Consider the following 13,194-nt stretch of genomic DNA (forward strand, 5'->3'; position numbering starts at 1 on the left):
CGGCCCTTACCGCTGCCGCCGGGATCCGCGTCCCGGTGTCCATGTGAATCCAGGACTAAAGTGGGAGGTCCGGGTGGTTGAACGGTCCGATAAGGTGTTCCGAATCGAGGCCGAGAGAGGCGGTGGCATGACACAGCATTTGGAGAAGGCGAACGCCGGGCAATCCGACAACGGTTCGTCCGCCACCCCGGCAAACGGACAGCCCGCCGCGACTCCACGCAATGCCTCAGCTGCCGTACCCACTTCCGCCTCCCGCCGTGTGCGTGCCCGCCTCGCCCGCCGCATGACCGGTCAGCGCGGCATCGCCGCGGTCAAACCGGTGCTGGAACCCCTGGCAACGGTGCATCGTGAGCTGTACCCGAAGGCGAATCTCGCGCTGCTGCAACGGGCTTTCGATGTGGCGGACGAGAAGCACCAGCATCAGTTCCGTAAGTCGGGCGACCCGTACATCACGCACCCGCTGGCCGTCGCGAACATCCTGGCCGAGCTCGGCATGGATACCACCACCCTGGTCGCGGCGCTGCTGCACGACACCGTCGAGGACACCGGTTACTCGCTCGAGGAGCTGACCAACGACTTCGGGTCCGAGGTCGCGCACCTGGTCGACGGCGTCACCAAGCTGGACAAGGTCAACCTGGGCGCGGCCGCCGAGGCCGAGACCATCCGCAAGATGATCATCGCCATGGCCCGCGACCCGCGCGTGCTCGTCATCAAGGTGGCCGACCGGCTGCACAACATGCGCACCATGCGTTTCTTGCCGCCGGAGAAGCAGGCCAAGAAGGCGCGCGAAACCCTCGAGGTGATCGCGCCGCTCGCGCACCGGCTGGGTATGGCGACCGTGAAATGGGAGCTGGAGGACCTCGCCTTCGCGATCCTGCACCCCAAGAAGTACGACGAGATCGTGCGCCTGGTCGCCGACCGCGCGCCCTCACGTGACACGTACCTGGCCAAGGTGCGCGCCGAGATCGTGAACACGCTCGAGGCGAGCCGTATCAAGGCCATCGTGGAAGGCCGCCCGAAGCACTACTGGTCGATCTATCAGAAGATGATCGTCAAGGGTAAGGACTTCGACGACATCCATGACCTGGTCGGCATCCGCATCCTCTGCGACGAGGTGCGTGATTGCTATGCGGCTGTGGGCGTGGTGCATTCGCTGTGGCAGCCCATGGCGGGACGGTTCAAGGACTACATCGCGCAACCGCGGTACGGCGTCTACCAGTCGCTGCACACCACGGTCGTGGGCCCGGACGGCAAGCCCCTGGAAGTGCAGATCCGCACCCAGGACATGCACCGGACCGCCGAGTTCGGCATTGCCGCGCACTGGCGGTACAAGGAGACCAAGGGCAAGCACTCCTCGGACTCCACCGAGGTCGACGATATGGCCTGGATGCGCCAGCTGCTCGACTGGCAGCGGGAAGCCGCGGACCCGGCCGAGTTCCTGGAATCGCTGCGCTTCGACCTGAAGTCGCCGGAGATCTTCGTGTTCACGCCCAAGGGTGATGTGATCACGCTGCCGCAGAAGTCGACTCCGGTGGACTTCGCGTACGCCGTGCACACCGAGGTCGGGCATCGCTGCATCGGCGCCCGCGTCAACGGGCGACTGGTCGCGCTGGAACGGCAGCTGGAGAACGGTGAGGTCGTCGAGATCTTCACCTCGAAGGCACAGAACGCCGGACCCTCGCGGGACTGGTCGAACTTCGTGGTGTCCCCGCGCGCCAAGGCCAAGATCCGGCAGTGGTTCGCCAAGGAACGCCGCGAGGAAGCTCTCGAGGCCGGCAAGGACGCCATCAGCAAGGAGGTCCGGCGTTCGGGCCTGCCGTTGCAGCGGCTCATGAGCGTGGACGCCATGTCGGCGCTGGCGCACGAACTGCACTACACCGATATCTCCGCGCTGTACGCGGCGGTCGGCGAGAACCAGGTGTCCGCGCATCACGTGGTGCAGCGGCTCATGGCGCAGCTCGGCGGTGTCAGCGATGTGGAGAACGAGCTCGCCGAACGGTCCACGCCCTCCACGGTTCCGGCGCGCCAGCGCACGACCGGCGATGCGGGCGTGGAGATTCCGGGCGCGCCCGGCACGGTCTCCAAGCTGGCCAAGTGCTGCACCCCGGTGCCCGGCGACGAGATCATGGGTTTCGTGACTCGCGGCGGCGCGGTCAGCGTGCACCGGACCGACTGCACCAATGCGGATTCGCTGCGCGCGGAGCCGGAACGCATCATCGAGGTGAAGTGGGCGCCGTCGCCGTCCTCGGTCTTCCTGGTGGCCATCCAGATCGAGGCCCTGGATCGCACGCGCCTGCTGTCCGATGTGACGAAGGTGCTGGCCGACGAGAAGGTGAACATCCTGTCCGCCGCGGTCACCACCTCCGGTGATCGAGTCGCCATCTCCAAGTTCACCTTCGAGATGGGCGACCCGAAGCACCTCGGGCATCTGCTCAATGTGGTCCGCAATGTGGAAGGCGTCTACGACGTCTACCGCGTGACCTCGGCGGCCTGACGGGACGGCGGCCCGGCCGGAATCAGTTGGGCCGCAACACCAGAATGCCGGGCGTCGTCGCGACGTACTGCGAGAACGGGGTGTCGACGACCTGGTAGGCCGACAGTGAACTGGCATTGCGGAATACCGGGCCGTTGGCGGTCTGGACGAAGATGCCGACGTGGGTGACGTCCAGGCCGGGCTCGTCGGCGTAGGCGCCGATGTAGTCACCGGTGTGCAGCTGTGAGATGACCGCGTCGTTCACGGCGTTCGCGGGAATATAGGTGATGTTGCGCGCCACCACCGGGATGCCCGGAAGGTAGTTGCTGCCATCGGCTTTCGCATTGAGCTGCTTGGTCAGCACGATCGCCGACGGGCTCAGCGTGCCGGTGATGTCGGTGGCGGCGACGCGGGGCGTGTTCGCCCAGTCGGTGAAGAAGTTCTTGCGATGCTGGAAGTCGATCTGGCTATTGGTGTATCGGGTTTCGACCAGCTTGTTCATGAAATCGGCGCGGTCGGACGACCTGCTGAGCGCTTCCACGTAATCCAGGAACGTGAAGCAATCCACCCGCCGCAGGTCGACGACCAGCTGTTCGGGCTGGGTGGCCGAGCCGATCAACATGTCCGGGCCGTACGGGGTGCCGAGGAAGCGGGCCGAGAGCTGGTCGATCACATCGCCTCTCGCGGTGCCGGCGGGAATCCCGTTGCGCAGGGACAGCAGACTGTCGAGCTTCGCGGAGGTGGCATCGTCGATATTCGCGGTGGGCGTGGCGCCCGCCGTGGGCGACCACAGCCCCGAACCGCAGATCAGAGCCAGTACAACGAACAGAACGCGAACGGTGGTGCGCAAGTCGCCTCCCCGAGGCCGATCGATGCCAGGTGCATCCACCGTAACCCGTCAGGGTTGCAGGACAACCTTGCCGAGGGTGCCGTGCTTTGTCGCGAACGCCTGCGCCGCGTCCGCGAGCGGGAACACCGCGCCCACATGCGGACCGATCCGGCCGGCGTCCACCCGCTGCGCCAATTCGATCAGCTGTTCGTGGTCGGGCTCGACGATGAAGAACGCGGCCTTGCCGTCGAGAGGGGTGACCGGCGGCGGTGCGGTGATGGACACCAGAGTGCCGCCCGGGCGCAGCAGACCCGCCGAACGGGCGAGGATATCGCCGCCGATGGTGTCGAATACCAGGTCCACGTCCTCGATGTCCTCGAGTCGGTCGTTTTCCAGATCGACGAATCGGCAGGCCCCCGACTCCGTCGCGATGGTGGCGGCCCCGGCGCGCCCGGTGGCGATGATGTGCGCGCCGATATCGTGCGCGAGTTGCACGGCCAGCAGTCCGGTGCCACCGCCCGCGCCGTGGACGACGACCCGCTGTCCCGGTTGCAAGCCGCCGTGCACGAACAGGCCCTGCCAGGCGGTCAGACCGGCCAGGGGCAGGGCCGCGGCCTCCGTGAAGTCCAGGGACGCGGGCATTTTCGCTAGATTACGGGCTTCGACTGCGACGAATTCTGCTGCGGCGCCGTCGCGATGCCAGTCGGTGAGGCCGAAGACTCGATCGCCGACGGCGAAACCGGTGGTGCCGTAATGGACTTCGCTCACCACACCGGCCACTTCGTGCGCCGGAATGGACGGGGTCCGGTCCTTGCCGGCGCGATCCACCCAGGTGCCGGGCCAGTTCAGTTCGTCAGGTACGAAGGAGGCGGCCCGCACCTCGACCAGCACATCGCCGGTCACGTGTACCGGTACGGGCGCGTCCTCGTAGACCAGTTCGCCGTCACGCTGGTGAATGCGCGCTGCCTTCATCTTTCGCTACCCCTTCCCATCTCGTCGCTGCGGTGTCCGAGTCTGGGTGGCCGCGCTGGCATTTCACTGGCAGCGGAGGACGGGTCTGCTATCGCATCTGCATTCCGACGGGCAGGACCCGTACCCACAGGGGCCCTTCATCGGCAGGCAGTGTGTTGTCAGCGCTCGGATTACAGGTGACGGTCGTCTTCCCCGGTGTAGCGCCATAGGTCCACACGACATTCCAGCTGGACCCGTCGAACTCCTTGCTACCCACCTGTTCCGGAGCAGGCTGCTGCACACTGATCGGCTGATTCGACGCATCGGTCACGGTGCACCCGAACGCGCCCGCGCCCCCCGCCCACCGAGCGGGCGCATAGATCGCCATATAGGCATCCGCCGGAACCAGCACCTCGGTCGCGGTACCGAACGGAACCCGCCGCCCATCGGCCGGACTCGCGTCGCACGGCGGAGCCCCATCGGGCCCATGCCCATCCGCATCCACACACGGTGTCGGACTGGGACTCCCCTGAGTAGTAGCGGTAGTCGTCACCGTCGCATCCGACGACTTCTGACTGTTGGAACAACCGGCGATAGCCAGCACCGGAATGACGGCGGTGACGATCAATCCGGACGCGCGAACCTTCATGTCGACTCCCTCGTCCCCGCCGGGGAACCCGCCCCAACGGCTGGTAGCAACTTTCCGGCTACCCTACCGGTTACTCGCCACTACTTCCTGCTGTGCAGGCATTCGAAGGCGGGCGCTGCGGTGGTGGGTGAGGTCGGCGAACTTGTCTGTGGTCGCTGGGAGACTTCTCGGTATGCGATGGGCGGTGGCGGAGACGGGGGAGGGTGGGGCGTGGCTGTGTCCGGTCGATCGGGACGGGCGGGCGGCTGGTCCGGTGGTGGAGGAGGAGTCGCTGGCCGAGGCGGTGCGGTCGCGGCCGGAGGTGGAGCGGTGGGTGTGGCGGTCTACGCCGGAGATTTATCGGCGGTTGCTGGCTGAAGGGGTGCGGGTCGAGCGGTGTTATGACGTGGAGGTGGCGGAGGGGCTGTTGATCGGGCATGAGGAGGGGCAGTCGGGGCAGGCTCGGTCGTTGGCGGCTGCGTGGGCACGGTTGCACAGGTTGCCGGTGCCGCCGGATGCGCCGGTGCGGGCCGCCGAGACGCAGCCGTCGCTGTTCGAATCCGGGCCCGTGCCGTTGCCTGCCGGGACGGATGAGTTCGCGGCGCTGCTGGAGGTTTATGCCGGGCAGGTGGCCCGGACGGCGAAGACCGAGTATCCGGAGCGGATGCGGATGCTGCTCGCCGCCGAATCGGCGGGCATGCTGGTGGCGACGGAGATGTCGCGGGCGGGGATTCCGTGGCATGCCGATGTGCATCGGGAGTTGCTGGAAAGTCTGCTGGGCGAACGGATTTCGGGTGGGATGGAACCGCGCCGGATGGTGGAGCTCACCGATGAGATAGCGCGGGCCTTCGGGGGTGTGCGGGTGCGGCCGGATCTGCCGAACGAGATCATCAAAGCCTTCGGGCGCGTGGGGATCTCGTTGTCGTCCACGCGAAAGTGGGAGCTGCAGGAGGTCGATCATCCGGCGGTGGAGCCGTTGCTGGCCTACAAGAAGCTCTATCGCCTGTACACCGCGCACGGGTGGTCCTGGCTCGAACAGTGGGTCCATGACGGCCGCTTCCGCCCCGAATACGTGCCGGGCGGCACTGTCACCGGCCGCTGGACCGCCAATGGCGGTGGCGCCCTGCAGATTCCGAAGGTGATCCGGCAGGCCATCCGCGCCGATCCCGGTTGGCGCCTGGTGGTCGCCGACGCCGACCAGATGGAACCCCGTGTCCTGGCTGCCATTTCCCGTGATCCGGGGCTGATGGAGGTGGCCGGCCGTGATGAGGACCTGTACGCCGATCTGGCCGCCCGAGCCTTCGGTGGCGATCGCGCTCAAGCGAAAATCGCCCTGCTGGGCGCCATCTACGGCCAGACCTCCGGTGACGCCCTCACCCATATGGCCGAACTCCGCCGCCGCTACCCGGCCGCGGTGGCCTACGTCGACGATGCCGCCACCGCCGGTGAACAGGGCCGCCTCGTCCGCACCTGGTTCGGCCGCACCTGCCCGCCGGCCGCGTCGGCCGACGACGCCGACTTCGACGACGGACAGCCCGTCGCCTACGGCAGCACACCCAGAGCTCGTGCGCGCGGCCGCTTCACGCGCAACTTCGTCGTCCAGGGCAGCGCCGCGGACTGGACCCTGCTGCTGCTCGCGGGCCTCCGCGGCGCCATGACCCACGCGGGTCTGCAGGCCGAACTCGTTTTCTTCCAGCACGACGAGGTGATTGTGCACTGCCCGGCCGAGGAAGCGGCGGAGGTCGCCGGGATGATCGCCGCCGCGGCCGAGACCGCGGGCCGAATTGCCTTCGGCCCCACCCCGGTTCGCTTCCCTTTCACCACCGCGGTGGTGGAATGTTATGCGGACGCCAAATGACGCCGAGGTGAGGAGTGTTCATGTCGAACGAATCCGGAATTGCGGGACGGGTAGCGGTGGTCACCGGCGGTTCGCGCGGGATCGGGCGGGCCATCGCGGTGCGGCTGGCCGGGAGCGGCGCCGCGGTGGCGGTGAACTATCGGTCGCGGGGTGAGGCGGCCCAGGAGGTGGTGGAGGAGATCCGCCGGGCCGGTGGCCGGGCGCTCGCCGTCGAGGCCGATGTCTCGCTGGCGAAGGATGTGCGCGCCCTGGTCGAGCAGGTGCAGGCGGAATTGGGGCCGGTGGGTGTGCTGGTCAACAATGCGGGCATCGGCAAGGTGCTCGGACTGGACGAGATCACCGAAGAAGATTTCGACGAGACGATCACCGTCAATCTGAAGTCCGCGTTCCTGTGCACCCAGGCGGTGCTGGGCGATATGCGTGGCGCGCGGTGGGGGCGGATCGTGAACATCTCCTCGGTCGCCGCGCGCGGGCCCGGCGCGGTCGGCGTGCACTACAACGCGTCCAAGGCCGGTCTCGAGGGTTTGACCCGCGGTTATGCGGCCCGCCTGGCGGGCGAGGGCATCACCGTGAACGCCGTCGCGCCCGGCCCCATCGACACCGAGATGGCGGTGCCGTTGAAGGAGGCCGGGGTGGCGGATCGAATTCCGGTGCACCGCTTGGGAACTGTCGACGAGGTCGCGGACGCGGTGCTGGCGGTGGCCGCGAACGGTTTCATCACCGGCCAGACGCTCGCCGTGAACGGCGGGCTGCTCACTGTCTGAGCGAATTGCCCGGAATCGGGCACAGTAGGCTGTCCGGGTTCCCTATCTGCGAGGAGAGTCCATGACGACGTTCGAGAATGTCACCGTTACGAAGAAGGCGAATGTCTACTTCGACGGGAAATGCGTGAGCCACAGCATCGTGCTGGCCGACGGCACCAATAAGTCGGTCGGTGTGATCCTGCCCGCCACGTTGACGTTCAATACGGGCGCGCCGGAAATCATGGAGCTGATCGAGGGCGCCTGCACGGTCAAGCTGGCGGGCGAGTCCGAGGCCACGAGTTACAAGGGCGGCGAGTCGTTCTCGGTGCCGGGCAACTCCAGCTTCGAGATCGAGGTGCTGGAGCCCGTGCACTACGTGTGCCACTTCGGCTGAGTCGCCGATACGACAGGCCGGGCCCGGTTGGGGCCCGGCCTTTTTCGTATCCGGGTCAGAGCAGCCAGGGGTTGGTGGTGCAGACCAGGTCCGGGTGGGCGGCGGGGTCGATGGCGTGCAGGGCGAGGGAGACGGCGCGCGGGGAGAAGACCATGGAGTTGTGGTCGGAGGTGTCGAGGGCGCAGCCGTCCTGCAGCAGGACGTCGTGGACGGTGGCGCCGGGGCCGGCGGTGAGATAGGTGGCGGTGTACGGGGTGGAGACCTCGTCGTACTGGTCGCCCACGATGGTGTAGTCGATGCCCGGCATGGTGTCGCCGCCCGCGTTCAACGCGGTCAGCACGGGGGAGCCGACCAGTTGCTGAATTCCCGCGTGGCCGATGAGGTTCTCGGTGGGGTTGTTCAGGTCCAGTCCGAGCGTGCCCTTGAAGGCGCCGAGCAGATTGCCGAGTCCGCTGAGGGTGGTGCCGTGATTGGTTGCGCCGTAAGTGATCACGTGGCTCACCTTGTTGTTCGCCGGGTTCGCCGCATCGGCGCCGCCGTCGAATTTGAGGTACTGGCGGATGACGACCCCGCCCTGCGAGTGCCCGATGGTGTCGACCTGGGCGGCGCCGGTGGCGGCGAGCACGCGGTCGACGAAACCGGCCAGTTGGGCGCCGGAGTCCTCGATATAGCCGGTGGCGCCGATAGTGGGCTGGACCAGGCCCTGGCCGGGGGAGTCGGCGCGGCCGTAGTTGAAGGTGAAGACGCAGTAGCCGGCCTTGGCCAGTTGCGGGGACATGTAGGCGTAGGCACTGTAGGCGCTGGCCCAGGTGCCGTGCACCAGCACGATGGGCCGGGGGTGGGCGGCATCCGGCTTGCAGCCCCAGTCATTGGAACCTTGCGGCGCCACATCGGGATTGGCGAGTCCGTACGCGACCGCGGCGGCTTCGTCGGTGAGTTCCGGGCCGTAGCCGATGGTGTCGGAGGAATGCGAGCCGGGGATGGCGCCCGGATCCGCCATGGCCGCAGCGGAATTCGCGCCGAGGGCGAGGAGGGCGGCGGTGAGGACGACCGCGGCGCGACGCCGCGTGCGAAGGGTGTGCGACATGCGGGTACTGCTTCCTAGAGATGTTGGTCGGTTGTCCAGCTGGAAGCAGACTATGAGCTGTTTGCCCGAAAATTGCGGTGACGACGATCATTCCGTTAAGAAGTCGTTTCGAGGCCGTGGCGAGGACCCTCATCACGCCGGTCTCGATGGTCGCCGACCTCGGATCATCGGCGGATTGTTAACCGAGTGTTCGCGTCGTTCGGCACTGTCGAATGTGCCCGATTGCGCGCGAATCGAGTCAGCCGCTACGGCGCGCCCGGAGCGCCAACACGTCGAGGATGCGCTGCCAGGCCGGTGAGTGTTCCTGCATACGGTCGAGGACGATGGCGAGCGATTCGGCTTGGCTCGGCCCGTCGGGGTGCGCGGCGTCCCAGGCGGCGATGGTGTCGATGAGGCGGTCCACGCGGGGGTCGCCGGGCCGCCAGTCGAAGGCCTGGTCGCAGGTGAGGTAGAGGTCGCGTAGTGCGGGGTCGTCGAACGCGGCGTTCTTCTGGCGGACCCATTGCGGCACCGAGTCGGCGTCGATGGCGACCATGAGAATCCAGGCCTCGCATTCGAGGCGGACCATGCGTTCGCTCACGTCAAGTGCTCGCATGCGCTCCAGGACGTCGACCACCTCGACGGGCAGGAAAACTCTTTCCGCCGAGGCGAATTCGGTAGGTCTCGCGCGGAGCAGGGTATCGATGCGGGTGAGCGGGACGCCGGCGTCGGCGAGGGTGCGGATGCGAATGAGGTCGACCACGGCCTGCGCGTCGTAGCGCTGGTAGCCGGTGTCGTCGCGCTCGGGTTCGGGGAGGATGCCGCGCTGGTGATAGCAGCGAACGGTGTGCACGGTCACGCCCGCGGCATCGGCGAGCTGCCCGATGGTGAGCACCGTTCCCCTCTCGCGAAATCTTCTGTTCGTGTTTCGCATTCTACGAGTGGGCGCGTTCGATCTCACCTCGGACCGGAGTCCGCACGTCAGGCCTTGTATCCGAGCACATTCGGGGGCTAGGCGAAAACGAGGGCCGGCGGCCGATGCGTGGCGCCGTACAGTGCGATGCGCGCGGCGGCCGCGAGTGCGCCGCAACCGGGGTAGCGGTCCGCGGGCCGCTTGGCCATGGCGCGGGCGATGACGGCGTCGAATTCCGGTGGGACCGCGGGGTTCACCGCGCTGGGCTGTGGCGGTGGTGCGTAGAGGTGTGCGGTGAGCATGGCTTCGGGTGTGCGGCGGGCGAACGGCAGTGCGCCGGTGAGCAGGCGGAACAGGGTGCCGCCCAAGGCATAGACATCGGCGCGGCGGTCGATGGGGATGCCGGAGATCTGTTCGGGTGCGGCGTAGGCCGGGGTGGCGGTGAGTTCGTAGTCCGTGGCGGGCGTCCCGGAGAGATCCGCGGCCCGGGCGATCCCGAAGTCGGTGACGAGGACCCGATCCGGTCCCGCGGTGGTGGGTGCGATGAGCAGGTTGGCGGGTTTCACATCGCGGTGCAGTAGCCCGGCGGCGTGGGCGGCGTCGAGTCCGCGGGCAGCCTCGGTGATGATGTGCACCGCGCGCCGGGCCGGCAGCGGTGCCGCGGCGCGCGCCAATTGTTCGGCATCGCAGCCGGATACGTATTGCATGGCGATCCACGGGCAGCCCTCGTGAATCCCGCGGCCGTGGATGGCGACGACATTCGGGTGATGCAGCCGGGCGGCGAATTCGGCCTCGCGCAGGAAGTGCGCCGGGAAGTCGTGCCGGCTGCTCACCGTGCTGGGCACCTTCAGGGCGTCGCGCCGGCGTAGTCGCGCATGCCGGGCCAGGTATACCGTTCCCGCACCGCCTGTTCCGAGTTCGCGTTCGATCCGGTATCCCGCAAAAACCTCACCACTTCGCACCAGACAAACTGTGGGCTGCGGGGGATTCGCACTCAATGCCGGTTGGGTGGTCTGTGCAGGTCAGAGCGTTGCAGGAGAGTTCCGGACCGGAACGCGCAGGGCTACAGCTTGTCCGCCTGGCTGAGGAAGCCGACGACCCAGCGGGTGAGCCACGGCGGTCCGAGGCGCTGGGCCGCGCTGGTGAGTTTGGTCTGGATACCGACCAGCACGTGTGGTCCGCGGAACGGGCTGCGCGCGGTGGCGGCTTGCCACACCGCCGCGGCGACGTCCTCGGGGGTGAGGTGCACGCCGAGCCGGCCCGCGCTCTTCGCACCGCGCTCGACCTCGTCCATCATGCCGGTGGCGACGAACAGCGGCAGGATGTCGCGCACGGCGATGCCGTAGTGCCGCCATTCCAGATCCAGTGCCTCGGTGAGGCTTCGGACCGCGGCTTTGGTGGCGCCGTAGGTCGCGAGGCCGGGCTGGCCGTAGAGCGCCGAGGCGGAGGCGAGATTGACGACCTGACTGCCGGGTGTGCGGCGCAGGTGCGGCAGCGCGGAATGACAGCCGTTCAGTACGCCTTTGAGGTTCACGTCGATCAGCCGGTGCTGGCGTTCGAGGTCGATCTCGGCGAGCGGTCCGGAGTACAGGATGCCGGCATTGTTGACCAGCAGATCCAAACGCCCGGTGGCATCGGTGAATTCGGTGAGCGTGCGCTCCCAGCCGGTCGGATCGGTGACATCGAACGAGCCTTGGACGACCGGCCCGCCGATCTCACCGGCGACGCGCGCGACGGCGGCCTTGTCGACGTCGTAGAGGCCGACCGTCCAGCCCTCGGCGGCGAAGCGCAAGGCGATCGCGCGTCCGATACCGGCGCCCGCGCCGGTGATGAACACCGCGCGCCGGGCAGTGTCGGTGGGCTGGGACATTCGAGCCTCCTGCATCGGATCCGATCGCGTTCAGTCTGCCATCGGCCGCTGTTCAGGCAACCCGGCTTCCGCCGGCGGGCGTGTCGAGGACGCTGCGGTGGAAGGCGGCGGCATCCGCCATGGCCGCGCGGCCGTCGCCGAGCAGGCCCGCGCCCAGGTAGATCATGGAGTGCGGGGTCCGGCTGCGGATCTGCAAGCGGAGCGGGACATGGGCCTCCTCGCACCGCTTCGCGATCTCGAGGGCGTCGCTGAGCAGCATCTCCTCGGACCCGACCTGCACGAGTATCGGTGGCAGGCCGGTGAAGTCGTGGTTCACCACCGACCAGCGCGGATCGACCTTGCCGTCGATGGCGATACCGCGCCGCACCACCATGTCCGGCCCGGCCGTGGGCAGGACCGCGTCATGGCGCGCATTGGGGTGCGCCAGGCGCGCCGTGGAATCGAAATCGGCCCACGGCGAGGTGACCGAAATGCCCGCGGGCAGTGGCATTCCCAGGTCCCGTGCCGCCAGAGCGAGCCGCAGGGCCAGCCCGCCGCCGGCCGAGTCACCCGCGAGAATCAGCCGTCCGGCCGGGAATCCGGCGTCCAGCAGGGAGCGGTAGGCCTCCAGCCCGTCGTGCAGGCTGTCGCGAATGTGGTTGTGGGGCAGCTGCCGATAGTCGACGGTGAGCACCGGTAGCTCACTGGTGCGCGCCATGCGGGCGGTATACCGCCGGTAGCTGTTCAGCCCGCCCGCGACGAACGCGCCGCCGTGGAAGTAGAGGATCGCGGCATCCTGCTTCACCGTCGGGTCGGGAAGCCGTGCATCCCAGAGCCATTCGGCCTCGCAGTGCTCGAACCGCACCGGCCGCCGCCGGATGCCGCGCGGCGTCCCGCCGATGATGCGGGCGGGCACCTCGGAGTACCGACCCGCCAGGAAGACGAACTCCGCCTCCCGCGGCCCCTGATTCCCTACCCACGCGGCGGCCCGCAGTGCCTGCTGCAGGGTCGTCCGCAGGACAGGATCCACGATGCGCGTGCCGATGCGCGCGGTCCCGAAGTTCTCGATGACGACCGACGATTCGACGGTTCCGGGGGATTCGACAACGCTCGCGGTTTCGATAGCGCTCGCGGTTTCGATAGCGCTCGCGGTTTCGATAGCGCTCGCGGTTTCGATAGCGCTCGCGGGTTCGACAACGCTCGCGGGTTCGACAACGCTCGCGGGTTCGACAACGCTCGCGGGTTCGACAACGCTCGCGGGTTCGACAACGCTCGCGGGTTCGACAACGCCCGCGGTTTCGACAACACCCGGGGATTCGGCAGTGCCCGCGGATTCGGGGTTGGGCGTGGTTTCGGTGGGGTCCGCGGTGGCCGGGGGTGGCGTGGACTGGGGGTTCGGTGCCACGGGGCGCTCCTGTCCTGGTCTCGATCGGCCCGGCGGCGGGCTGATCGGACGATGTCGTCTCGGTCGGGACCGAAGATCATCTTTA

12 protein-coding genes are annotated in these 13,194 nt (G+C 67.9%); 4 read left to right on the plus strand and 8 right to left on the minus strand.

Features of this window, described 5'->3' with window-relative positions; translation table 11 throughout:
• Positions 1-127: 127 nt before the first annotated feature.
• Positions 128-2,494 carry a RelA/SpoT family protein gene (locus tag ACH438_RS04885; protein WP_397001306.1) on the plus strand — a complete coding sequence of 789 codons (2,367 nt, stop codon included), beginning with the start codon at positions 128-130 and terminating at the stop codon, positions 2,492-2,494.
• 22 nt (positions 2,495-2,516) lie between these two features.
• On the opposite strand, the gene ACH438_RS04890 is transcribed toward ACH438_RS04885, so the two are convergent.
• From ACH438_RS04890 to ACH438_RS04900, 3 genes are all read right to left on the minus strand, one after another.
• Complete coding sequence (locus ACH438_RS04890; RefSeq protein ID WP_397001308.1) at positions 2,517-3,323, minus strand: DUF1460 domain-containing protein; 807 nt, start codon at positions 3,321-3,323, stop codon at positions 2,517-2,519.
• A gap of 48 nt (positions 3,324-3,371) precedes the next feature.
• Positions 3,372-4,274, minus strand: a complete 903-nt coding sequence (locus tag ACH438_RS04895; protein WP_397001310.1) for an NADP-dependent oxidoreductase — start codon at positions 4,272-4,274, stop codon at positions 3,372-3,374.
• Between the two features lie 88 nt (positions 4,275-4,362).
• On the minus strand, positions 4,363-4,902 hold the full coding sequence (locus tag ACH438_RS04900; RefSeq protein WP_397001312.1) for a hypothetical protein: 540 nt from the start codon (positions 4,900-4,902) through the stop codon (positions 4,363-4,365).
• 172 nt (positions 4,903-5,074) lie between these two features.
• Here ACH438_RS04900 and ACH438_RS04905 point away from each other — a divergent pair, with 172 nt between their 5' ends.
• From ACH438_RS04905 to ACH438_RS04915, 3 genes are all read left to right on the plus strand, one after another.
• Entirely contained in the window at positions 5,075-6,739 is a 1,665-nt protein-coding gene (locus ACH438_RS04905) for a bifunctional 3'-5' exonuclease/DNA polymerase (protein ID WP_397001314.1), read from the plus strand.
• Between the two features lie 20 nt (positions 6,740-6,759).
• Positions 6,760-7,503, plus strand: a complete 744-nt coding sequence (locus ACH438_RS04910; protein ID WP_397001316.1) for an SDR family NAD(P)-dependent oxidoreductase — start codon at positions 6,760-6,762, stop codon at positions 7,501-7,503.
• A gap of 61 nt (positions 7,504-7,564) precedes the next feature.
• A complete protein-coding gene (locus ACH438_RS04915) occupies positions 7,565-7,876 on the plus strand; it encodes a pyrimidine/purine nucleoside phosphorylase (protein ID WP_397001318.1) in 312 nt (103 codons plus the stop codon).
• Positions 7,877-7,931: 55 nt separating this feature from the next.
• Here ACH438_RS04915 and ACH438_RS04920 read toward each other — a convergent pair whose 3' ends face one another.
• The 5 genes from ACH438_RS04920 to ACH438_RS04940 form a co-directional block, all read right to left on the minus strand.
• On the minus strand, positions 7,932-8,963 hold the full coding sequence (locus tag ACH438_RS04920) for an esterase/lipase family protein (protein WP_397001320.1): 1,032 nt from the start codon (positions 8,961-8,963) through the stop codon (positions 7,932-7,934).
• Between the two features lie 238 nt (positions 8,964-9,201).
• The gene (locus tag ACH438_RS04925) at positions 9,202-9,837 is read right to left on the minus strand and encodes a MerR family transcriptional regulator (protein ID WP_397001322.1); all 636 of its coding nucleotides are present in this window, start codon (positions 9,835-9,837) and stop codon (positions 9,202-9,204) included.
• A gap of 116 nt (positions 9,838-9,953) precedes the next feature.
• On the minus strand, positions 9,954-10,817 hold the full coding sequence (locus ACH438_RS04930) for a serine/threonine-protein kinase (RefSeq protein ID WP_397001324.1): 864 nt from the start codon (positions 10,815-10,817) through the stop codon (positions 9,954-9,956).
• Between the two features lie 101 nt (positions 10,818-10,918).
• A complete protein-coding gene (locus tag ACH438_RS04935) occupies positions 10,919-11,725 on the minus strand; it encodes an SDR family oxidoreductase (RefSeq protein ID WP_397001326.1) in 807 nt (268 codons plus the stop codon).
• Between the two features lie 52 nt (positions 11,726-11,777).
• Positions 11,778-13,109, minus strand: coding sequence for an alpha/beta hydrolase fold domain-containing protein (locus ACH438_RS04940; protein WP_397001328.1), 1,332 nt, complete (start codon positions 13,107-13,109; stop codon positions 11,778-11,780).
• Positions 13,110-13,194 lie beyond the last annotated feature (85 nt).

It is taken from the genome of Nocardia sp. NPDC020380 (assembly GCF_044386975.1).
GTDB lineage: Bacteria > Actinomycetota > Actinomycetes > Mycobacteriales > Mycobacteriaceae > Nocardia.

Excerpts from the sequence above, each read along its gene's own strand:
- ACH438_RS04885 (WP_397001306.1), top strand. The coding sequence starts at position 128 with ATGACACAGCATTTGGAGAAGGCGAACGCCGGGCAATCCGACAACGGT.
- ACH438_RS04895 (WP_397001310.1), bottom strand. The coding sequence starts at position 4,274 with ATGAAGGCAGCGCGCATTCACCAGCGTGACGGCGAACTGGTCTACGAG.
- ACH438_RS04900 (WP_397001312.1), bottom strand. The coding sequence starts at position 4,902 with ATGAAGGTTCGCGCGTCCGGATTGATCGTCACCGCCGTCATTCCGGTG.
- ACH438_RS04905 (WP_397001314.1), top strand. The coding sequence starts at position 5,075 with ATGCGATGGGCGGTGGCGGAGACGGGGGAGGGTGGGGCGTGGCTGTGT.
- ACH438_RS04910 (WP_397001316.1), top strand. The coding sequence starts at position 6,760 with ATGTCGAACGAATCCGGAATTGCGGGACGGGTAGCGGTGGTCACCGGC.
- ACH438_RS04915 (WP_397001318.1), top strand. The coding sequence starts at position 7,565 with ATGACGACGTTCGAGAATGTCACCGTTACGAAGAAGGCGAATGTCTAC.
- ACH438_RS04920 (WP_397001320.1), bottom strand. The coding sequence starts at position 8,963 with ATGTCGCACACCCTTCGCACGCGGCGTCGCGCCGCGGTCGTCCTCACC.
- ACH438_RS04935 (WP_397001326.1), bottom strand. The coding sequence starts at position 11,725 with ATGTCCCAGCCCACCGACACTGCCCGGCGCGCGGTGTTCATCACCGGC.